Genomic DNA, 20,708 nt, shown 5'->3' on the forward strand with positions numbered 1-20,708 from the left:
GCCAACTTAGCGGGGTCGACAGGGGTTCGGTCGCACGAGGGGCGGGCTGCCCCGTCGAATCCACCACTGTCCCTCGTTCGGCTCATCTCCCGTCACGCGAAGTGATGCGCAGTCGACGATCGTTCGGCCGACCCGTGGTCCGCCGTCGCGGGAGCGTGCTCAGGGGGGCCGCGAAACCAGTACCGCTCGCGCTGCGGCGGCGGCACCCTGGCCGGGTGTTCGACGACGTGCAGTTGCAGGAAGTCGCGGAGCGGTTGCTCCGCGTGCCTGGGATCGAGGCGGTGGCGCTCGGCGGCAGCCGCGCCCGGGGTGAGCACTCCCCGGACTCCGACGTCGACCTGGGGCTGTACTACCGCCCGCCCCTGGACGTGGCGGCGCTCGGCCGGCTCGCCCGCGAGGTCGCCGGGCCGGACGCGCGGGTCACCGCACCCGGCGGCTGGGGGCCGTGGGTGGACGGCGGCGGCTGGCTGAGCGTCGACGGGACCGCCGTGGACTGGATCTACCGCGACCTGGACCGCGTGCAGCGCAGCTGGCGCCAGGCGCAGGACGGCGAGCTCACCTGGCACGCCCAGACCGGGCACCCGCTGGGTTTCCCGGGTTTCGCCTACGCCGGGGAGGCGGCCCTGGCCGTCGTCCTCGCCGACTCCACCGGTGAGCTGACGGCCCTGCACCGCGCTGCGCGGGCGTACCCGCCGCGGTTGCGCGAGGCGGTGGTCGGCTCGCTGGGGGAGGCCGCCTTCCTCGTCGGCGGCGCCCGAAAGGCCGCGCCCCGCGGTGACACCGCCTACGTGGCCGGTTGCCTGTTCCGGGTGCTGCTGCTGTGCGCGCACGCCCTGCACGCCCACGCCGGCCGGTGGGTCGTCAACGAGAAGGGCGCCGTGGCGGCCGCCGGTCGGCTGCCGGGGGCGCCCGAGCGGTTCACCGAGCGGGTCGACGCGGCCCTGACCTCCCTCGGCGGCGGACCGGTCGGCCTGCTGGCAGCCCTCGACGCCGCCCAGCGGATCGTGGACGACACCGGGCGCTGCTGCGGCACGGGCCCGGCGCGCGTGCAGCGGGCGACCGCGGAGCAGTGGCCGGTGGTGCGGGACGTCCGGTTGCGGGCGCTGGCCGACGCGCCGCAGGCGTTCGGTTCCACGCTGGCGCGCGAGGAGGGTTTCGACGACGGCACCTGGCGCCGGCGGGTGGAGCGCGGCGACTGGTTCCTGGCGTGGTCCGCGGGGCGCGCGGTGGGAGTGGCGGCCCTGGTCCCCGTCGAGCCGTTCCCCCCGGCGGGCGAGCGTGAACTCGTCTCGGTGTGGGTGGAACCCGGGCACCGCGGCGGCGGGACGGCCACCCGGCTCGTGGAGGCCGCCTGCGACCGGGCCGCCGCCGGGGGAGCGGCGACGGTGAGCCTGTGGGTGGTCGACGGCAACCCGCGGGCCCGGCGGTTCTACGAGCGGCTCGGTTTCCTCCCGACGGGGGAGCGGAAACCCCTGCCCGGTTCCCCGGGCGTCGGGGAGGAGCGGTTGCGGCGCAGCGCTGCACCCGCGTGACCGTCCCGGCGCACCGGGGCGGGTCAGCCCGGTGCGCCCGCCCCGCCCGGCTCGTCCGGCCCCTCGCCGCCCGGACCGGCCACGAAGTCCTCCACCGCCAGCAGGTGGTGGCCCATCCGCAGCCGCGCCCGGTCCGGGTCGCGCTCCTGGACCGCCCGCAGGATCGCCCGGTGCTCCTGGAGGGTGCGCTCCAGCGCGCCGTCCTCGGCGATCGCCCGCCACACGCGGGCGCGCGCGGTGCGACCGGCGAACGCGTGCACCAGCGAGGCGAGGACCGGGTTCCCGCTGGCCGTGGCCACCAGGTCGTGGAACCGGATGTCCGCCTCCACGAACGCGTGCGGGTCGCTCGCGCCCCGCGCAGCGGCCGTCGAGTCCTCCAGCGCCGCCCGCAGCCCCGCGACCTGCTCCTCGTCGGCGTGCAGCGCGGCCAGTCCCGCGGCCTCCGTCTCCAGCAGGCGCCGCACCGCGTGCAGCGCCTGCGCACCCGGCTGCTGCTGCAGGTCCACCAGGAAGGCCATCGGCGTCAGCAGCACGGAGGAGTCCAGGGCGGTCACGTACGTGCCGGCGCCCTGGCGCGACTCCAGCACGCCCATGAGCGACAGCGCCCGCACCCCCTCGCGCAGCGGTCCGCGCGAGACGCCGAGCTCGCGGGCCAGGTCGGCCTCCACGGGCAGCTTCTGGTTCGGGCGCAGCACGCCCTCGGCGAGCATCCGCTTGATGCCCTCCACGACGACGTCCGTCTGCGAGCGCGGTCCGCCGCGCCCCCCGTCGCGTGCGGGGTCCTCGTCGACCACGTGCCCCCTCCCCGCCGGTTGCCGGAACCCCCGAGCCTAGTGCGCGGACCCGGGCGCCCCCGCCCGGCCGTCAGCGCGGGCAGACGCCGGTGTCCGTGCCGTCGTCCTGCACGCCGGACGCGAACTCCTCCGAGTCCAGCGCGGGCTCGTAGCCCAGGCCGGTGCGCGCCGCGGTGAGGTCCCAGTGCCGGCGGGTGCCGCCCGACACCGCGGGGAACACGCCGTGGTGGACGTCGGCGTCCAGGGCGCGCACCACGAGCTGGCGCAGGTCCGCCGGCCCCAGCCAGCTCGCCAGCTGCGAGCGCTTCGTCGGTTCCGGCACCGTCGCGCCCAGCCGCAACCCCACCGTGCTCACCGGGCCGCGCCGGGACGCCACCTGCGCGACGGCCTCGTCGAACACCTTCGTCGCCCCGTACGGGCAGCACGCCCGCGGCGCCCACGCCGCGTCCACCGGTACCCGCCCGTCGGCCTCGTACGCACCCATCGCGTGCACGGAGCTGGCGAACACCACCCGCCGCACCCCGGCGCGCTCCGCCGCGGCCAGCAGGGCCGCGAAACCCTCCACGTTGGGCCCGCGCAGCTCCTCCCACGGCGCCGACGGGTCCGGGTTCCCCGCCAGGTGCACCACCGCGCCCACGCCGTCCAGGGCACGCTCCAGCGCGGCCGGGTCGGTCAGCTCCCCGGTCACCACCTCGGCGTCGGGGTGGTCCGCCGCCTCCCGGTCGAACAACCGCAACGGCCGTCCCGCCAGGCCGGGCAGCAACTGCCCGCCGACGCTGCCCGCCGCTCCCGTCACCAGCACCCGTTCCGCGCTCATGCGCCGAGCCTGGCCCACCGGGCCCGGATCCGCCCTCCGGAGCGCACCGGCGCGACCACCGGTGGACGCGCCCCGCTCCCGGCGAGCACCACGATGACGACCGTGCACCCGACGCTGCCCGCCGCTCCGCCGCGCGCCACCGCCCTGTCCGAACGCGTGCCCGCCCCCGACCTGGCCCGCGGGGCGCTGCTGCTGTTCATCTGCCTGGCCAACGTCCACGTGTACCTGCACGCGCGCCCGCCCGGGCCGACCGGTTACCCCGCCGCCGGCAGCCTGTCGCAGTGGGACCGGGTGGTGACCGTCCTGCAGACCGCCTTCGTGGACTCCCGCTCGTTCCCGATGTTCTCCGTGCTCGTCGGCTACGGCACCTGGCAGCTGGTGCGCCGCCACCTGGACGCCGGGGCGCAGCACCCGCAGGTCCGACGGCTCGTGCGCCGCCGCGGCTGGGCGCTGCTGCTCGTCGGCGCCCTGCACGGCGTGCTGCTGTTCTCCGGCGACATCGCCGCCACCTACGGGGTGCTGCTCGTCCTGCTCGCCGGGGCGCTGGCCTCGCCGCGCACGCGCGGCCTGGTCGTGCTCGCCGTCACCGGGACCGTGCTGGTCGGTGCGTTCGGTGCCCTCGCCGCGGTGCCGCTGCCGGACGACGCTCAGCCTCTCGCGGGCTCCTCCGCCCGCGAGAGCATCGCCGGGGCGCTGGCGGTCCGCCTGGTCGAGTGGTGCACCGGCACCCTCGTCGGGCCGCTGGTGGTGTTCGGCGCGGTCGCGGTCGGGGCGCTCGCCGCCCGTCGCGGGGTGCTCGACGACCCGGCGCGGCACCGGCGCACCCTGCTGACCGCCGGCGCCGGCGGGGTCGCGCTCGCCGCCCTCGGCGGCCTGCCCCTCGCCCTGGTCGCCGTCGGCGCCTGGGAACCCGGCAGCGCCACCGTCGCGGTCGCCGGGGTGGTGCACGCCGTCACCGGGTACGCCGGGGGCGTCGGCTACGCGGCCCTGGCCGGGCTCGTCGTGGCCGGCGCGGCCCGCCGCGGGGGGCTCGCCGCGCCGGGCCGCGCCCTGGTCGCCCTGGGCCGGCGCTCGCTGTCCGGGTACCTGGGGCACTCGATCGTGTTCGCCGCGCTGCTGCCCGCCTCCACCCTCGGGCTGGGCGCCGAGCTGGGCGTCGCGCAGGCGTCGGCGCTCGCCGTCGGCACCTGGGTGGTGCTGCTGCTGTGCGCGGTGGCGCTGGAGCGCACCGGGGGTCGCGGACCGGCCGAGGTGCTGCTGCGCCGCCTCACCTACGGCCGCCGCTGAACCCCGGCTCGCGCCGCGGCGCACCACCGGTGACAGTGGGCGGGTGCCGGAGGGGGACAGCGTCTACCGGGTGGCGCGCACCCTGGACACCCGGTTGCGCGGCACCACGGTGCGCGCGGCCGACCTGCGGGTGCCCCGGCACGCCACCGCCGACCTCACCGGTGCGCGCGTCCTGGGCACGGTCCCGCGCGGCAAGCACCTGCTGACCCGCTTCGACCTCGGGGGTTCCGCGCTGACCCTGCACACCCACCTGCGCATGGACGGCTCCTGGACGGTCCTGACCGCCGGGAAGGTGCTGCCGCGCAGGCTGGCCCCGGACGTGCGGGTGCTGCTGCGCACCACCGGGCCCACCGCGGCCGGGCTGAAGCTGGGTGTGGTGGAACTGCTGCCCACCGAGCAGGAGCACACCGCCGTGGGGCACCTCGGCCCCGACCTCCTCGACGCGGGCACCCCCCTCGACGAGGTCGTCGCGGGGGCGGTGCGCAACCTCGCGCGGGAACCGGCCAGGCCGCTGGCCGCGGCCCTGCTGGACCAGCGCGTCCTGGCCGGCCTGGGGAACCTGTGGGTGAACGAGCTGTGCTTCCTGCGCGGGCACCTGCCCACCCGCCCCGTCGGCGAGGTCGACCTGGAACCCCTCGTGCGCCTGGCGGCGAAGTTGCTGCGCTTCTCCGTGGCCCCGCACGGCGCCCACCAGGTCACCACCGGTGACACCCGCCCGGGGCGGCAGCACTGGGTGTACGGGCGGGCCGGTCAGCCGTGCCTGCGCTGCGGCACCCCGGTCCAGGTGAGCGCCGAGGTGCCCGGCGACCCGGAGCGGCGCCGGACCTGGTGGTGCCCGCACTGCCAACGCTGAGGACTGCCAGCGCTGAAACCCGTGCCACCGGCGGCGGACGAGCGGATCGGAGGATCGTCGTGCACTGGCTTCTCGTGGTGGCGGTGGCCTGCACCGCGGCGGCGCTGGCGGTCCCCGGCGCCGGGGCGGTGCGCCGCGGCGTCGGCTCGGTGACGGCCCGGCTCTCGCTCGCGCTCGCGGCCCGTGGCGGCACGCGCGTCGAGCTGCCCCCGCTGGGGCGCCTGACGATGGACACCCACTCCGGCCCCCTCGCGGTGCGGGTCGGCGTGGAGGACGTCGACCCGGCCGCGGCCCGCGGTGTGCTGACCGGTGCGGTGCCGCGCGAGGAACTGGTGCGCGACGTGGAGGCGGACGTGCGCTCGGCGCTGCGGGCCCTGGCGCTGCGCTCCGCGGCGGTGGCGCTCCTGGCGGGGGCCCTGGCCTGTGCGCTCGTGTTCCGCGACCCGCGCGCGGTGGCCGTGGGCGCCGCCGCGGTGCTCGCGGGGCTCGCCGCCACCGGGGCCGTGGTCGCGGCCACCGCCCGCCCGCAGGCGATCACCCGGCCCGCGTGCACCGGCCTGCTGGCCCGGGCGCCGGCCCTCGCGGGCGCCGCCCGCAACGCCCGCACCGACTTCGGCGCCTACGGCGAGCGGCTGGCGCAGCTGGTCTCCGGCGTCACCCGCCTGCACGCGCGGCTGCAGGACCTGCCGGGGACGAGCACCGGGGACGGCACCCGGGTGCTGTGGGTCTCCGACGTCCACAACAACCCGCAGGCGTACTCGCTGGTGCGCACGCTCGTCGAGCAGCACGACGTGCAGGCGGTCGTCGACACCGGGGACTCCACGGACCTCGGCACGGACGTGGAGAACCGGCAGCTCGCCGGCATCGCCGACCTGCCGGTGCCGTACCTGTGGGTGCGGGGCAACCACGACTCCGCGGCCACGCAGGCGTACCTGGCGACGCTGCCGAACGTGCGCGTCCTCGACGACGGCGCGACCGCGCAGGTCGCGGGGCTGCGCTTCGCCGGGACCGGGGACCCCCGCTTCACCCCGGTCAAGCGGCTGCAGGAGGCTCCGGGGGCGGCCGCCGCCGAGCTCGCGCGCGCGGGGGAGGCGCTGGCCCGGGCCGTGGACGCCTCGCCCGAACCCGTCGACGTGGCCCTCGTGCACGAACCGTCGATGGCGCCGCCGCTGCACGGGCACGTCCCGCTCGTGCTGGACGGCCACGTGCACGAGCGCCGCAGCCGCAGGCGCGGAGGAACCCTGGAACTGACGCAGGGTTCCTCCGGCGGTGCGGGGCTGCGCATGCTGGACGGCGGGCGGACCCTGCCGCTGCAGCTGTCCGTGCTGCACTTCGACCCCGCCACGCGGGCGCTGGTGGCCGTCGACGAGATCACGGTCGCCGGCCTCGGGCAGCAGCGCGTGCTCGTCGAGCGGCGCCCGGCCTCCTCGTACGGTTCCGCCGAGCCGACCGAGCCGACCGAGCGGGCCGGGTGAGCGGGAACCCCCGCGCCGGTCAGCCGGCGCTGGACCCCAGCGGTGCGGGGTCGGTGAACACCGCGGCGCCGTCGTCGCCGACGCGGGCGCGCACGACGCTGCCGTAGCCCTCCTCGACGAGCTTGTCGAACAGCGGCTGCATCCGCTTCGCCTGCTTCACCAGCGCCACCCGGTACCCCTCGGCGGCCATCTCGCGCTGGCGGCGCACCAGGTCCCCGGCGGGCACGTCCGCCGCGTGCACCAGCGCCACCGCGCGGGAGGCGTCGGTCTCCAGGACCACGTGCTCGGCGATGCGCTCGAAACCGATGGAGAACCCGCACGCGGGCAGGTCGCGACCGCTGAACCGGCCCACCATGCGGTCGTAGCGCCCACCGCCGGCGATGGAGGAACCGGAACCGGCCAGCGCCATCTCGAAGATGGGGCCGGTGTAGTACCCCATGCCGCGCACCAGGCTGACGTCGAACACCACCGGCAGTTCCGGCGCCGACACGGCCAGGGCCGCGCCGATCTCCCCGAGGCGCTGCACCGCCTGCTCGGGCACCGCGCCCGGCAGCGCCGCGGCCAGCGCGGCGGGGTCCGACAGGGTGGTGATCGTCAGGAGCTCGTCGAGCGCGGACCGCAGGCTCGCGACGTGCCCGTCGGCGAAGCCCTTCTCGCGCAGCTCGGCCATCACGCCGTCCAGGCCGATCTTGTCGGCCTTGTCCACGGTGATCAGGACGCTGCCGTGCGCGTCCTCGGCGAACCCGCAGCCGGTGAGCAGGCCGGTGAGGACCTCGCGGTCGTTGATGCGCAGCGTCGTGCCGGTCAGGCCGAGCCGGCGCAGCGCGGTGTCGGTGGCGGTGACCAGCTCCACCTCGGCGATGGGACCCGGCTCACCGACCACGTCGATGTCGCACTGGACGAACTGCCGGTAGCGGCCCTTCTGCGGGCGCTCCGCGCGCCACACCGGACCGATCTGCAGCAGCTTGGCGGGAGTGCGCAGCGCGGCGGCGTTGGTGGCGACGTAGCGCGACAGCGGCACCGTCAGGTCGAAGCGCAGCCCCAGGTCGGCGGCGTCGGCGGGCTTGAGCGCCTCGTCGGGGTCCAGGCCGCGGCGCAGCACCTTGAAGAGCATCTTCTCGTTCTCGCCGCCCTGCCCGGACTCCAGGCGGCTGAGCTCCTCCAGCGCGGGCGCCTCGATCTCGTCGAACCCGAAGGAGCGGTAGACCTCGCGGATCACCCGCAGCGCGTGCTCCCGGCGGGCCTTCTCCGCGGGGAGGACGTCGCGCATGCCGCGCGCGGGGACGATCTTGGAGGCCATGCGCGCCATGGTAGTGGCGCCCCCGTCCCCTCCCCGCCGCCGCCACCGCCCCCTCCCCACCCCCCGGTGATCAAGGAAGTGGCAACTTCCTTGATCACCGGGAGTGGGGAGGGGGCGGTGGCGGTCAGGGGGTGTCGCGGGCGACGAGCTCCTCCAGGGTGGCGCGCGCGCCCTTCCGGTGCAGGGAGTCCAGCGTCGCGGTGTACTCGGCGACGAACCGCTCGTCGTCGACCAGGTCGCCGAACAGGCCGCGGTCGGCGATGAACGCGGTCGGTTCGGTGCGGTTGCGCTGCGCGGTCGCCACGAGGCGCTCGGCGAGGCGGTCGGAGACCTCGATCGGGTCCCCCTGCTCGTCCACGCCCTCGGCGTAGCGGGCCCAGCTCGCCACCACGGCCGCGCCGCGGAAGAACTCCCCGCCGTGGGCGAGCTGGTGGCGCACCACCGGCAGCAGCCACTTGGGGATGCGGTCGGAGCTCTCGTTGCACAGCCGCGCGACGGTGTCGCGCACCTCGCCGTTGGAGAACCGGGAGATCAGCTCACGCCGGTAGGCGTCCAGGTCGATGCCCGGCACCGGCGGCAGGGTCGGGGTGCCCTCGCGCTCCATGTACGCCAGCAGGAACCGCGCGAACAGCGGGTCCTGCACCACCTCGTGCACCAGCCGGTACCCGGCCAGGTGCCCGAAGTAGCACAGCGCCTGGTGGCTGGCGTTCAGCAGCCGCAGCTTCATCAGCTCGTACGGCTCGACGTCGGCGACGACCTGCACGCCGGCGTCCTCGTAGGGCGGCCGGCCGTCGGTGAAGTCGTCCTCCAGGACCCACTGGGTGAACGGCTCGCACACCACCGGCCAGGCGTCGTCCACGCCGAAGCGCTCACGGACCTCGGCGCGGTCGTCGTCGGTGGTGACGGGGGTGATGCGGTCCACCATCGAGCTGGGGAAGCGGACGTTCTGCTCCACCCAGGCGCCCAGTTCACGGTCCCTGGCCCACGCGAAGGCGGTGAACACCTTGCGCGCCACGTGCCCGTTGCCCTGGATGTTGTCGCAGGACATGATCGTGAACGGCGCCAGGCCCCGGTCGCGGCGGCGCCGCAGCGCCTCGGTGACCAGGCCGAAGCTGGTGCGTGCGGCGGCCCCGCCCACCAGGTCGGCGGCCACGTCCGGGTTGTCCAGCAGGAACTCACCGGTGACGGCGTCGACGTTGTAGCCGCCCTCGGTGACGGTGAGCGAGACGATGCGGATGCGCTCGTCGGCCATCGCCTCGATCGCCGCCTCCGGGTCCTCCGGCGCCAGGGTGAAGTCCAGGATCGAGCCGATCACGCGCGGCTCGCGCGTGCCGTCCGGGTGCTTGAGCACCAGCGTGTACAGCCCGCCCTGACGGTCCATGACCTCCTTCATCCGCGCGTCGTGGGGCAGCACGCCGACACCGCGGATCCCCCAGTCCAGCGCCCGGCCCTGCTCCATGAGCCGGTCCAGGTACATGGCCTGGTGGGCGCGGTGGAAACCGCCCACGCCGAGGTGCACGATGCCCGGGGTGACGGCCGAGCGGTCGTAGGTGGGCACCGGCACCCGTGCGCCGATCGCCGCGAGGTTCTGCGGCGACAGGGCGACGGCGGACGCGGTCGAGCTCGAGGTCACTTGACGGCTCCGAGGGACAGGCCCTGGACCAGCTTGTCCTGGGCGGCGAAGCCGGCGACGAGCACCGGCAGGGAGATCACGGTCGCGGCTGCGCACAGCTGCGCCAGGAACAGCCCCTGACTGGTGACGAAACCGGTGAGGAACACCGGTGACGTCTGGGCGACCACGGCCGTCAGGGTGCGCGCCAGCAGCAGCTCGTTCCAGCTGAAGATGAAGCAGATCAGCGCGGTGGCGGCGATGCCCGGCACCGCCACCGGCGCCACCACCGAGCGCAGCGTGCGGATCAGCCCGGCGCCGTCGATGGAGGCGGCCTCCAGCATCTCGACGGGCACCTCGGCCAGGAAGGAGCGCATCATCCACACCGCGATCGGCAGGTTCATCGAGGTGTAGAGCAGCGTCAGGTAGGTGATGTTGTCCAGCAGGCCCGCGTAGCGGGCGAACAGGTACAGCGGCAGCACGGCGGCCACGACCGGCATGAACTTGGTGGACAGGAAGAAGAACATGACGTCGGTCCAGCGCTTCACCGGGCGGATCGACAGCGCGTAGGCGGCCGGGATCGCCAGGACGAGGACGAGGGCCGTCGAGCCGAGGGACGCCGACAGCGAGTTGATCAGCGGCGGCCACGGCCCGGCCTGGAAGAAGCTGCGGTAGCCCTCCAGGGTGAGCTCAGCCGCGATCGACGGCGGGTTGGTGGCCGCGTCGGTCTCGGAGTGGAAGGACGTGAGCACCATCCACACCACGGGCGCCACGAACAGCAGGCCGACGATCCAGGCGAGCATCCCCCACAGCGGGTTGCCGCGGTGCAGTTCGCGGGCCCGGCGCTCGCGGCGGCTGGTGGGCACGTACCCGGCGCTCGGGCGCACCCCGGTGGTGCTGCCGCTCGTGGTGGCGCTCATCGGGCTCCCTCCTCCTTGAACATGGTCGAGACGACCCGCAGCGCGAACGTGGCGATGACGATCGTGGCGATGACGACGACGACGCCCATCGCGGAGGCGAGCCCGTACTGCCCGGCCTGGAAGAACGTCTGGTAGATCGTGTACGGCAGGTTGGCCGTGCCGAGGGCGCCTGAGGTGATGGTGAAGACGGCGTCGAAGTTCTGCACGATGTAGATGGCCCCCAGCAGGCCGCCCAGCTCCAGGTACTGCCGCAGGTGCGGGAAGGTCAGGTAGCGGAAGATCTGCCAGCCGCTGGCGCCGTCCATGCGGGCGGCCTCCTCCGCGTCGGCGGGCTTGGACTGCAGGCCGGCCAGCAGGATGAGCATCATGAACGGCGTCCACTGCCAGATGAGCGCCGCCTGGATCGACATCATGGGCGCGACGGTCAGGTACGCCGGCTGCGGGGGGTTGTCGCTGCCGAACAGGTTCCAGATCCACGTCAGCACGCCGTTGAGCAGACCGTAGGAGGGGTTGAACAGCGCGTGCTTCCACAGCAGGGCCGCGGCGATGGGGACCACCAGGAAGGGGGCGATCATCATGGTGCGCACCGCGCCGCGACCGAAGAACCTCCGGTCCAGCAGCAGCGCGATGAGCAGGCCGAGGACGAGGCTGACGCCGACGACGACGACGGTGAGGACGATCGTGTTCCACACCGATTCACGCAGGCGCGCGTTGGTGAAGACCTCCACGTAGTTGTCGACGCCGACGAAGTCGCGCTGACCCGGGCGCAGCGCGTTCCAGTTCGTGAACGAGATGACGATCGTGGTGATGAACGGGATCTGGGTGGTGAGGAAGAGGAAGACGAACGCCGGCACCAGCGGCGCCCGGCGGGCCCAGTTCGACAGCCGGCGGGCCCCGGTGGTCGCGGTGATCGGTGGAGGGGTGACGGCGGTGCCGGCTGCGGGCCGCCCCCTCGGGGTGTCGGTTCCCGTGCTCATCGGTTTCGCTCCTGCGGGAGTCGTGGGTGAGGGGGCGGCCCGTGCGGGCCGGAGGGGCGGCCGTCTCGCCGCGGTGGAGCGGCGGGACGGCCGCTGTCGTCACTCCTGGTAGACCTCGGTCACCTGCTCCGTGGCGACCTGCTGGCCCTGGTTCAGGGCGTCGGCGACGGTCGTCTGGCCGGCGATGGCGGAGCTGACGAACTGCGAGACCTGCGTGGCCATCGCGGCGAACTCGGGGATGGCGACGAACTGGATGCCGGGTGCCGGGCGCGGCTGCACGCCGGGGTTCTGCGGGTCGGCGGCCAGGATCGCGTCACGGGTGGCCTCGTAGAACGGGCCGGCCTGCTCCTGGTACTGCGGGTTCTCGTACGTGGAGGTGCGCTTGCCGGCGGGCACGCGCGCCCAGCCGAGCTGCTCGCCGACGAGCTCCTCGTAGCCCTGGCTGGAGGCCCAGGAGATGAACTCCCACGCGTCCTCCTTGTTCTGCGAGGCCTCCTGGATGCCCCACGCCCAGGTGTACAGCCACCCGGAGGAGTCGGTCTCGACGACCGGCGCGGCGACGTAACCGATCTTGCCGGCGACGGGGGAGCCCTCGGCCTCCAGCGATCCGGCGGCGGAGGTCGCGTCGTACCACATCGCCACGTTGCCCTGCGTCATGTTGTTCAGGCACTCGGTGAACCCGGCCTGCGGGGCGCCGGCCTCGCCGTGGGCGCGCACCAGGTCGACGTAGAACTGGGTGGCCTCGGTGAACTCCGGCGAGTTCACCTTCGCGGTCCAGTCCTCCTCGAACCAGGTGCCGCCGAAGGTGTTGACGACCGTGGTCAGGGGTGCGAAGACCTGCCCCCAGCCCGGCTGGCCGCGCAGGCAGATGCCGCGCATGCCGGGCTGGACGTTGTCGACCCGGGCGGCGAGGTCGGCGACCTCCTGCCAGGTGGGGTTGGCCGGCATGGTGAGGCCGGCCTGCTCGAACACGTCCTTGCGGTACATCAGGAACGAGGACTCGCCGTAGAACGGCTCGGCGTAGACGGAGCCGTCCTCGCCGGTCAGGGAGGACTCCATCGCGGGGAGGATGTCGTCCTGGTTGAACTCCTCGTCACCTTCGAGGTACTCGTCCAGCGGTGCCAGCCACTGGTTCTGCGAGTAGAACGGCACCTCGTAGTTGGAGATGGATGCCACGTCGTACTGACCCGCCTGGCTGGCGAACTCCTGGGTGATGCGGTCGCGCACGTCGTTCTCGGGCAGGACGGTGTAGTTCACCGTGATGCCCGTCTCCTCGGTGAACTGCGGGGTGAGCTCCTGCAGGTCCACCATCTGCGGGTTGTTCACCATGATGACGTTGATGCTGCCGCCCGCGCCGTCGTCACCGCCCCCGCCGGCGCTGCCGCCGCCCGCCCCCGAGCAGCTGGTCACCAGCAGTGCTCCGGTCAGCGCTGCGGCCAGTGCCCCGCGCCTGGTGTGACGTCCGAGCATCGTGCCCTCCGTGTCTTCGTCGACGACTCCGCCGGGGCCAGCGCCGGCCCTGCCGGGTGGTGCACCGCCCCGCTCATTTGAGCGGGCCAGTCTCAGATGTGCGATAGTGGCGCGGCGGTCCGCGGCTGTCAACTCGCTGTGCGGTCCGCACGGGCGGTCGGGACGAGGAGGGGACGATGGTGAAGGCGCCCGCGCGCGGGGCGAGCACGAGCGGGCTGGCCCTGGCCGCCGCCGTCGCCCGGCGCTTCCACGTGGAGGGGCAGACGAAGGTCGACATCGCCCGCGACCTCGGGATCAGCCGCTTCAAGGTGGCCCGGTTGCTCACCGACGCCGCCGACGCCGGCCTCGTGCAGATCCGCGTCCTCGTCCCGCCCTCCGTCGACGGCGAGCTCGGCGAGGCGCTGCGCACCCGCTTCGGGCTGCGCGCCGCCTACGTGGTGCGCGCCGAGGGCGACTCCGTGCCCGCCCGGCGGCGCGCCGTCGCGCAGTTCACCGCCGGGCTGCTGGAGGAGACCGTCCTGCCCGAGGACGTCGTCGGCCTGGCGTGGGGACGCACCGTCTCGCAGCTCGTCGCGGCGCTGTCCGCGCCGCTGCGCACCCGCTTCGTGCAGCTCGCCGGCGCCCTGCCCCGACCGGACGTCGAGGGCAGCGCCGTGGACCTGGTGCGCCGCGCCGCCGAGGCCACCGGCTCCGGGGCCGCCACGTTCTACGCCCCGCTGGCCGTGCCCGACGCCGCCACCGCCGACAGCCTGCGCTCCCAGCCGGAGATCGCGCACGCCCTCGCCGAGCTCGACGCCCTCACCCGCGCCGTCGTCTCCGTCGGCGCCTGGCGGCGGGGGGAGTCCACCGCCCTGGACGCCCTCGACGCGGACACCGGCGCGCGCCTGGCGCGCGCCGGTGTCGTCGCCGAGGTCACCGGCGTCCTCGTCGGAGCCGACGGCCGTGAGGTCGCCGGGCTGGCCGACCGGGTGATCGGGGTCACCGGTGAGCAGCTGCGCCGCGCCGGCGACGTGGTCGCCATGTCCTGCGGGGAGGTGGCGGCCCGGGCCCCCGCCACGGCCGCCGTGCTGCGCAGCGGCCTCGTCACCACCCTCGTCACCCACGCCGAGCTCGCCCGGGAGGTCCTGCGCCTGGCCTGACCCCCGCGGGGACGGGGACGGGGACGGGGACGGGGCCGGATCCCGGGGCCCGGCGACGTTCAGAACCCGACGACCTCGTGCGGCTCGTAGGGCGCCTCCAGCTCGGCGGCCTCCTCGTCGGTCAGCTCCAGCTCCAGCGCGGCCACGGCGTCGTCGAGGTGGTGCGGCTTCGTCGCCCCGACGATCGGCGCGACGACCACCGGGTTGCGCGCCACCCACGCCAGCGCCACCTGCGCGCGCGGCACGCCGCGGCGCTGCGCGACGCGCGCGACCGCCTCGACGATCCGCTCGTCGGAGTCGCGGTACAGCGTCTTGCCGAACTCGTCCTTCTCCGAGCGGTTCGTCGCCGCGTCCCAGTCGCGGGTGAGCTTGCCGCGCGCCAGCGGGCTCCACGGGATGACGCCGATCCCCTCGTCGGCGCACAGCGGCAGCATCTCGCGCTCCTCCTCGCGGTAGAGGAGGTTGTAGTGGTCCTGCATGGTGGCGAACCTCGTCCAGCCGTTGGCGTCCTGCAGGTGCAGGGCCTTGGCGAACTGCCACGCCCACATGCTGGAGGCGCCGATGTAGCGGGCCTTGCCGGCCTTCACCACGTCGTGCAGCGCCTCCAGGGTCTCCTCGACCGGCGTCGCGGGGTCCCAGCGGTGGATCTGGTAGAGGTCGACGTGGTCGGTGCCCAGCCGGCGCAGGCTGTTGTCGATCTCCGTGAGGACCGCGTGCCGCGACAGGCCGGCGCCGTTGGGGCCCGGGCGCATCCGCCCGTGCACCTTGGTGGCGATCACGACCTCGTCGCGGGGGACCTGCTTGAGGAGGACGTTCCCGAGGATCTCCTCGGAGGAGCCGTTCGAGTAGACGTTCGCGGTGTCGAAGAAGTTCACGCCGGCGTCCAGCGCCTTCCGCAGGAAGGGGGCGCTGTCCTCCTGCGGCAGCGTCCAGGGGTGCCCGCCGCGCTCGGGGTCGCCGTAGCTCATGCAGCCCAGGCAGAGGCGGGAGACCTCCAGGCCGGTGGAACCCAGCTTCACGTAGTCCATGCGGTGATCCTGCCCCGGCTCGCCCCGCTGCGCCCTTCGCCGGGGGCGAACCCGGAATTGAGCCGGGGAGACTCATGTTGTCTGAGTCGAAGGCGCTCGCCCCGGGCGCCGTGGACAGTCCCAGGAGGACAGCCGTGAACACCCTCTCCGTGTGGAACCGCCGCACCCCGTTCGAGGCGGCCTTCGACGCGCAGTTCGACACCCTCGTCCGCCGCGCCTTCGGGCCGCTCGCCCCGGCGAGCAGCGGGCGCACCACCGGCTTCGCGCCGGCCGCCGAGGTCGTCCGCGACGGCGACGACGCCCTGGTCCGCCTGGACCTGCCGGGCGTGTCCCTCGACGGCGTGACCGTCGAGGTCGACGGCGACCGCCTCGTCGTGCGCGGCGAGCGCGAGGACACCCGCACCGACGACCAGCGCGGCCGCAGCGAGGTCCGCTACGGCGCCTTCCGCCGCAGCTTCACCCTCCCGGCGAACGTCACCGCCGACGCCGTGAGCGCGAGCTACGACGCCGGTGTGCTGACCGTGCGCGTCGCCGGTGCGCACGCCACCGCCCAGCCGACCCGCATCGCCGTCGCCACCGCCGCGCCGCAGGCCGTCGAGGCCCCGGCCGAGCAGGGCGAGCAGCAGCCGCAGCAGCAGGGCGAGTGACCCCCCCACCCCGCGGTGATCATGCACGGTTGAGGTCTCAACGATGCATGATCACCGCAGGGTTCTCCGGTGGCGGGGTGGGACGACGGGCTCGGGCGGGTCAGGTGCCCAGGCGCACCGAGCTGTGCAGCAGGGCCGCGTGCACGAACGCCTGCGGCAGGTTCCCGCGCAGCTGGCGCTGCTGCACGTCCCACTCCTCCGCCAGCAGCGCCGCCGGCCCGCACGCGGCCCGGTTGCGCTCGAAGAACCGGAACGCCTCCACCCGCTGGCCGTCGGCGTGCAGCGCCTCGGCCAGCAGGAAACCGCACAGCAGGAACGCGCCCTCGGTCGAGCCCAGCGGCATCGAGTCGGGGGAGTAGCGGTACACGTGGTGGTCGACGACCAGGTCGCGCCGCACGGCGACCAGCGTGGCCCGGTGCCTCGGGTCGTCCAGCGGCGTGGCGCCGTGCAGCGCCGGGCGCAGCAGCGCCGCGTCCACGCCCGGCTGCCCCGGGCTGCGCTGCCAGCGCCCCTCGTCCGGGTGCAGGCAGCGGCGCGACGTCTCGGCGAGGATCGCGTCCGCCAGCGTGGCGGTGCGCACCGCGTCCTGCGGGGGCGCGACCGCCGCGACGGCCCGCAGCCCCGCCACGCACTCCAGGCGCGAGTGCGTCCACCAGTCCCCCTCCAGCTCCCAGATCCCCGCCTCGGGTTCCCGCCAGCGCTGCTCGACCGCCGTCACGGCCACGTCCACCGCCCGCCACCCGTCGGCGTCCAGCCGGTCGTGCTCGATCGCCGCGGCCAGCAGCTGCAGCACCGTGCCGAACACGTCGAGCTGGAACTGCTCGCGCACGTGGTTGCCGACGACGTCCCACCCGCCCGGGTACCCCGGCAGCCCCGTGCTGCGCTCGGCCGGCACCACCTCGCCGTGCACCGTGTACGCCGGCACCAGGCCGGGCCCGTCCGCCAGCACCCGCCGCACCACGAACCCCACGAGCGTGTCGAACAGCGGGTACGGGCCGCCGCAGGCCGCCATCGCCAGCCCCGCGTAGCACTGGTCGCGCACCCACGCGTAGCGGTAGTCGTAGCTGCGGCCGTGCTCGGCGTGCTCGGGCAGCGACGTCGTGGCCGCCGCCACCATCCCGCCGTCGTCGGAGGTCAGGCCGCGGATCACCGCGTAGGAGTGCCGCGCCTCCGCCGGCGCCACCGAGTGCGCGATCTCCGGGACCGCCGAGCGCCACGTGTGCAGCGTCGAGGCCCACGCGTGCTCCGGGTCCACCGGCTCCGGCAGCCGCGCGTCGGACACCTCCAGCACGAGGTCGTGCCGACCGCCCGCCGGCACCCGCAACCGCCCGGTGAGCACCCCGTCGTCCACCTCGGCGCCCGGCAGCCCCGACAGCCGCACCCGCAACCCGTCCGTGCGCGCGTGCCAGCGGCCCTCGTCGTCGCGGCGCACCTCGCGCAGCGCCCGGGCGCCGAAACGGGCCCGCAGGTCCAGCACCACGTCCACCTCGGCGTCGCCGTCCACCGCGACGACCTGGCGCAGCAGCACCGCCCGGTGCGGGTCGCTCGGCATCGCCATGGCGTCGCGGCACTCCACCGTGCCGTCGCCCCGGCTGGTCCAGCGGTGGTGGAAGACGAGCGTGCCCTCCTCGTACCAGCCGCCCCAGACGAACGGGTGCGCCGGCGTGACCGCGAACACCCCGCGCCCGCCCAGCAGCGAGGAGATCACCGCGTCGTCGTGCCAGCCCGGCGCGCACATCCACACCACGTCCCCGCGCGGGCCGACGACCGCGCCGCGCGCGCCGTCCGCCACCAGGGCGTACTCGCGCAGCACCTGCGGCGGGAAGCGCGCCGCGATCTCCTCCGGCGTCACGCCGGACCCCGCGCCCCCGTGGTCAGCAGCAGCTTGCCGACGTGCGAGGAACCCTCCATCACCTCGTGGGCGCGCGCCGCGTCCTCCAGGGCGAACCGCTCGTGCACCACGGGCCGCACCGCGCCGTCGGCCACCAGCGGCCAGACGTGGTCGCGCACGCCCGCCACGATCGCCGCCTTCTCCGCCGCCGGGCGCGCCCGCAGCGTCGTCGCGTGCACCGAGGCGCGCTTGGCGAGCAACCGCCCCAGGTCCAGCTCGGCGCGGGTGCCGCCCTGGGTGCCGATGACCACCAGCCGCCCGCCCGTGGCCAGGACGTCCACGTTGCGCGCCAGGTACGGGCCCCCCACCACGTCCAGGACGACGTCCGCGCCGGCCGGTTCGAAGCGGCGCACCGCCTCGACGAAGTCGTCCTCGCGGTAGTTCACGCCCAGCTGGGCGCCCAGCTGCGCGCAGCGCTCCAGCTTGGCCGCCGACCCGGCCGTCACCGCCACCCGCGCACCCACCGCCCGCGCCAGCTGCACCGCCATCGTGCCGATGCCGCTGGAACCGCCGTGCACCAGCAGCAGCTCACCCGGGCGCAGCCCCGCCAGGGTGAACACGTTGGACCACACCGTGGCGGCGACCTCGGGCAGCGCGGCGGCGTCCACCAGGTCCACGCCCGCCGGCACCGGCAGCAGCTGCCCGGCCGGCACCGCGACCCGCTCGGCGTACCCGCCGCCGCCCAGCAGCGCGCACACCTCCTCGCCCACCCGCCAGCCGCTGACGCCCTCGCCGAGCTCGGCCACCCGGCCGGAGACCTCGAGGCCGGGGTGCTCGGGCGACCCGGGCGGGGACGGGTACCGGCCCAGCCGCTGCATCACGTCGGCGCGGTTCACGCCCGCCGCGACCACCTCGACGACCACCTCGCCCGGGCCCGGTCGCGGGTCCGGCACCTCCCGCACCACGAGGACCTCGGGGCCACCCGGCTCGGACACCGTCACTGCGCGCACGCCGGGGACACTACGTGCCGGGCTGCTCCGGCGCCCCCGCGAGCAGCGCCCGGGCCCGCTCCAGGTCCGCCGGCACGTCGACGTCCAGGCACTCGCGCCCGCTGACGGGCACCTCGACCAGGCCGCCGTGCGCACCGGGGGTCAGCAGCGCCCGCAGCGGCCGTCCCGCCAGGCCGCCGGCGGCGGCCAGCTCCCGCACCGCCCGCAGGGCCCGCTCGCGCCGCAGCGCCGAGAGCAGCGGCTGCCGGCGGCCGGTCGGGTCCACCCCCACCGCGGCCAGGGCCCCGGGTTCGGCGGCCAGCGCGGCCAGCAGCCGCGGCACCGCGCTCGCCGCGAACGGCTGGTCACCGCCCAGGACGACGACCGCGGGCGCCCCGGACCGCTCCAGGCCCGCGGCGAGCGCCGGCAGCGGCCCCCCGCCGGGCGGGTCCTCGCGCAGCTGCACCACCCGACCGGGTGCCGTCGCTGCTGCGAGCGGGTGACCCACGAGCAGGATCCGCCAGCGGGGCTGAAGGTCGGCGACCAGGCGCCCGATGAGGGTGGTGTCGCACAACTGAACGGTGAGCTTGTCCACACCGGGGCGCTGCGCGGCGAAGCGGCGCCCCGCGCCGCCCGCCAGCAGGACCACGTCGGCCGATCCGTCCGGGGAGAGCTCGGGCACCCGGCCATCGTCCCCGGCCCCCGCCGGGCCCGCCCACCGGCCCCCGCACCACCCGCACGCGCCGCCGGACCACCCGGACCCCGACGCCGACCACGAAGGAGCCACCCGTGCTGAAGAAGAGCTTCGCGCTCGTGCTCGTCGGCGCCACCCTGGTGCTGACCGCCTGCAGCGGCGGCGCCGACGCCGCCGAGGCGGAGGACGACGGCAAGCGCAGCGTGGGCATCGCCATGCCCACCACCTCCTCGACCCGCTGGCTCTCCGACGGCGCGAGCATGGTCGACCTGTTCGAGGCGGCCGGGTACACCACCGACCTGCAGTACGGCGAGGACGACGTCGACAGCCAGGTCAGCCAGATCCAGGGGATGATCGAGGACGGCGTCAGCCTGCTCGTCGTCGCCGCCATCGACGGCCAGCAGCTCACCGGCGTGCTGCAGCAGGCCGAGGACGCGCAGATCCCCGTCATCGCCTACGACCGCCTGGTCGTCGGCAGCGAGGCGGTCGACTACTACGCCTCCTTCGACAACCTCGAGGTCGGCCGGCTGCAGGCCCAGCACCTCGTCGACGCGCTCGCCCCGGACCCCGCCTCCCCGAAGACGATCGAGCTGTTCGCCGGTTCCCCCGACGACAACAACTCCTACGCCTTCCTCGACGGCGCGATGGAGGTGCTGCAGCCCCACCTGGACTCCGGCGCCCTCGTCGTCCGCAGCGGCCAGACCTCCATGGACCAGATCTCCACCGAGCGCTGGGACGGCGCCACCGCCGCGTCCCGCCTGGAGAGCGTCCTGGCCGCGAACTACTCCGGCACCCGCCTCGACGCCGTCCTGTCGCCCTACGACGGGATGAGCCGGGCGATCATCGCCGCCCTGCAGGCCCACGGCTACGGGTCCTCGCAGCCGCTGCCCGTGGTCACCGGCCAGGACGCCGAGCTGGAGTCGGTGAGGTCGATCATCGCCGGTGAGCAGTCCCAGACCGTGTTCAAGGACACCCGCGAGCTCGCCCGGGCCACCGTGCAGATGTCCGAGGCGGTCCTGGCCGGCGAGGAGCCGACGACGACCACCGTCAGCGACAACGGCGTGAAGGAGGTCCCCGCGGACCTGCTCGAGCCCGTCGGCGTCGACGCGTCGAACGTCCAGCAGGTGCTCGTCGACAGCGGCTACTACACCGCCGAGCAGCTCGCCGGCTGACCCGTCCGGCGCCCCCGGCCGCCCGGCGGGGGCGCCGGTACGTCCCTCCGGGCGAACCGCCGCGCCCGGCGCTCAACCCGGCGGGCGGAACTCCCGATGACACGCAGGTCTGCTCCACCACCGGGTGGGCACTCCTCAGGCCCACTCACGTACGGAAGGTCGACATGCTCCGCA

17 protein-coding genes and 2 pseudogenes are annotated in these 20,708 nt (G+C 75.1%); 8 read left to right on the forward strand and 11 right to left on the reverse strand.

The features are described 5' to 3' along the window. Nucleotides 1-215 precede the first annotated feature (215 nt). Both ACRYM0_RS03400 and ACRYM0_RS03405 read left to right on the forward strand, forming a co-directional pair. Nucleotides 216-1,028, forward strand: a pseudogene (locus ACRYM0_RS03400) (nucleotidyltransferase family protein); the annotation flags it as partial. A gap of 135 nt (nt 1,029-1,163) precedes the next feature. Continuing rightward, a pseudogene (locus tag ACRYM0_RS03405) lies at nt 1,164-1,532 on the forward strand (GNAT family N-acetyltransferase); the annotation flags it as partial. 23 nt (nt 1,533-1,555) lie between these two features. Here the strand turns inward: ACRYM0_RS03405 and ACRYM0_RS03410 are convergent. Together ACRYM0_RS03410 and ACRYM0_RS03415 are read right to left on the reverse strand one after the other, a co-directional pair. Then, nucleotides 1,556-2,326 (reverse strand): FadR/GntR family transcriptional regulator, encoded by a 771-nt coding sequence (locus tag ACRYM0_RS03410; protein ID WP_432502149.1) that lies wholly within the window; start codon nt 2,324-2,326, stop codon nt 1,556-1,558. Between the two features lie 70 nt (nt 2,327-2,396). Continuing rightward, nucleotides 2,397-3,143, reverse strand: a complete 747-nt coding sequence (locus tag ACRYM0_RS03415; RefSeq protein WP_432502151.1) for an NAD-dependent epimerase/dehydratase family protein — start codon at nt 3,141-3,143, stop codon at nt 2,397-2,399. A 102-nt stretch (nt 3,144-3,245) separates the two neighbouring features. Between ACRYM0_RS03415 and ACRYM0_RS03420 the strand changes: the two genes are divergently transcribed. From ACRYM0_RS03420 to ACRYM0_RS03430, 3 genes are read left to right on the forward strand one after another with little or no spacing between them, the layout of a single operon-like run. Next, the gene (locus tag ACRYM0_RS03420; protein ID WP_432502153.1) at nt 3,246-4,430 is read left to right on the forward strand and encodes a DUF418 domain-containing protein; all 1,185 of its coding nucleotides are present in this window, start codon (nt 3,246-3,248) and stop codon (nt 4,428-4,430) included. Between the two features lie 43 nt (nt 4,431-4,473). Beyond that, complete coding sequence (locus tag ACRYM0_RS03425; protein ID WP_432502154.1) at nt 4,474-5,283, forward strand: DNA-formamidopyrimidine glycosylase family protein; 810 nt, start codon at nt 4,474-4,476, stop codon at nt 5,281-5,283. 59 nt (nt 5,284-5,342) lie between these two features. After that, nucleotides 5,343-6,758, forward strand: a complete 1,416-nt coding sequence (locus ACRYM0_RS03430; protein WP_432502157.1) for a metallophosphoesterase family protein — start codon at nt 5,343-5,345, stop codon at nt 6,756-6,758. 19 nt (nt 6,759-6,777) lie between these two features. On the opposite strand, the gene hisS is transcribed toward ACRYM0_RS03430, so the two are convergent. The 5 genes from hisS to ACRYM0_RS03455 all read right to left on the reverse strand — a co-directional run bounded on the left by hisS (nt 6,778) and on the right by ACRYM0_RS03455 (nt 13,034). Continuing rightward, on the reverse strand, nt 6,778-8,058 hold the full coding sequence (gene hisS / locus ACRYM0_RS03435; protein ID WP_432502159.1) for a histidine--tRNA ligase: 1,281 nt from the start codon (nt 8,056-8,058) through the stop codon (nt 6,778-6,780). Nucleotides 8,059-8,182: 124 nt separating this feature from the next. After that, nucleotides 8,183-9,691: a mannitol dehydrogenase family protein gene (locus ACRYM0_RS03440; protein WP_432502162.1), complete on the reverse strand. Its 1,509-nt coding sequence runs from the start codon at nt 9,689-9,691 to the stop codon at nt 8,183-8,185. Beyond that, nucleotides 9,688-10,587, reverse strand: a complete 900-nt coding sequence (locus tag ACRYM0_RS03445; protein WP_432502165.1) for a carbohydrate ABC transporter permease — start codon at nt 10,585-10,587, stop codon at nt 9,688-9,690. Before ACRYM0_RS03445 ends, ACRYM0_RS03440 begins: the two co-directional genes overlap by 4 nt. Beyond that, nucleotides 10,584-11,564 carry a carbohydrate ABC transporter permease gene (locus ACRYM0_RS03450; protein WP_432502167.1) on the reverse strand — a complete coding sequence of 327 codons (981 nt, stop codon included), beginning with the start codon at nt 11,562-11,564 and terminating at the stop codon, nt 10,584-10,586. The genes ACRYM0_RS03445 and ACRYM0_RS03450 overlap by 4 nt, the downstream gene beginning before the upstream one ends. 99 nt (nt 11,565-11,663) lie before the next feature. Next, on the reverse strand, nt 11,664-13,034 hold the full coding sequence (locus ACRYM0_RS03455) for an ABC transporter substrate-binding protein (protein ID WP_432502170.1): 1,371 nt from the start codon (nt 13,032-13,034) through the stop codon (nt 11,664-11,666). 176 nt (nt 13,035-13,210) lie between these two features. Between ACRYM0_RS03455 and ACRYM0_RS03460 the strand changes: the two genes are divergently transcribed. Next, nucleotides 13,211-14,173: a sugar-binding transcriptional regulator gene (locus ACRYM0_RS03460; RefSeq protein ID WP_432502172.1), complete on the forward strand. Its 963-nt coding sequence runs from the start codon at nt 13,211-13,213 to the stop codon at nt 14,171-14,173. 59 nt (nt 14,174-14,232) lie between these two features. Here ACRYM0_RS03460 and ACRYM0_RS03465 read toward each other — a convergent pair whose 3' ends face one another. Continuing rightward, the gene (locus ACRYM0_RS03465) at nt 14,233-15,201 is read right to left on the reverse strand and encodes an aldo/keto reductase (RefSeq protein WP_432502174.1); all 969 of its coding nucleotides are present in this window, start codon (nt 15,199-15,201) and stop codon (nt 14,233-14,235) included. Nucleotides 15,202-15,335: 134 nt separating this feature from the next. Here ACRYM0_RS03465 and ACRYM0_RS03470 point away from each other — a divergent pair, with 134 nt between their 5' ends. Further along, a complete protein-coding gene (locus tag ACRYM0_RS03470) occupies nt 15,336-15,848 on the forward strand; it encodes an Hsp20/alpha crystallin family protein (protein ID WP_432502176.1) in 513 nt (170 codons plus the stop codon). Between the two features lie 100 nt (nt 15,849-15,948). Here ACRYM0_RS03470 and ACRYM0_RS03475 read toward each other — a convergent pair whose 3' ends face one another. From ACRYM0_RS03475 to mobA, 3 genes are read right to left on the reverse strand one after another with little or no spacing between them, the layout of a single operon-like run. Further along, entirely contained in the window at nt 15,949-17,700 is a 1,752-nt protein-coding gene (locus ACRYM0_RS03475; protein ID WP_432502178.1) for a glycoside hydrolase family 15 protein, read from the reverse strand. Continuing rightward, nucleotides 17,697-18,689 carry an NAD(P)H-quinone oxidoreductase gene (locus ACRYM0_RS03480; RefSeq protein WP_432502180.1) on the reverse strand — a complete coding sequence of 331 codons (993 nt, stop codon included), beginning with the start codon at nt 18,687-18,689 and terminating at the stop codon, nt 17,697-17,699. Before ACRYM0_RS03480 ends, ACRYM0_RS03475 begins: the two co-directional genes overlap by 4 nt. A 10-nt stretch (nt 18,690-18,699) precedes the next feature. Then, nucleotides 18,700-19,350, reverse strand: coding sequence for a molybdenum cofactor guanylyltransferase (gene mobA / locus ACRYM0_RS03485; RefSeq protein WP_432502182.1), 651 nt, complete (start codon nt 19,348-19,350; stop codon nt 18,700-18,702). A gap of 110 nt (nt 19,351-19,460) precedes the next feature. Between mobA and chvE the strand changes: the two genes are divergently transcribed. Continuing rightward, nucleotides 19,461-20,534, forward strand: a complete 1,074-nt coding sequence (gene chvE / locus ACRYM0_RS03490; protein WP_432502251.1) for a multiple monosaccharide ABC transporter substrate-binding protein — start codon at nt 19,461-19,463, stop codon at nt 20,532-20,534. The last annotated feature ends 174 nt before the right edge of the window (nt 20,535-20,708 follow it).

Source organism: Kineococcus arenarius subsp. arenarius (genome assembly GCF_050871845.1).
In the GTDB taxonomy this organism is placed as follows: domain Bacteria; phylum Actinomycetota; class Actinomycetes; order Actinomycetales; family Kineococcaceae; genus Kineococcus.

What these genes read in the sequence shown, in the direction of transcription:
- hisS (WP_432502159.1), bottom strand. Translation starts at nt 8,058, where the DNA reads ATGGCCTCCAAGATCGTCCCCGCGCGCGGCATGCGCGACGTCCTCCCC.
- ACRYM0_RS03460 (WP_432502172.1), top strand. Translation starts at nt 13,211, where the DNA reads ATGGTGAAGGCGCCCGCGCGCGGGGCGAGCACGAGCGGGCTGGCCCTG.
- ACRYM0_RS03445 (WP_432502165.1), bottom strand. Translation starts at nt 10,587, where the DNA reads ATGAGCGCCACCACGAGCGGCAGCACCACCGGGGTGCGCCCGAGCGCC.
- ACRYM0_RS03465 (WP_432502174.1), bottom strand. Translation starts at nt 15,201, where the DNA reads ATGGACTACGTGAAGCTGGGTTCCACCGGCCTGGAGGTCTCCCGCCTC.
- ACRYM0_RS03450 (WP_432502167.1), bottom strand. Translation starts at nt 11,564, where the DNA reads ATGAGCACGGGAACCGACACCCCGAGGGGGCGGCCCGCAGCCGGCACC.
- ACRYM0_RS03455 (WP_432502170.1), bottom strand. Translation starts at nt 13,034, where the DNA reads ATGCTCGGACGTCACACCAGGCGCGGGGCACTGGCCGCAGCGCTGACC.
- ACRYM0_RS03415 (WP_432502151.1), bottom strand. Translation starts at nt 3,143, where the DNA reads ATGAGCGCGGAACGGGTGCTGGTGACGGGAGCGGCGGGCAGCGTCGGC.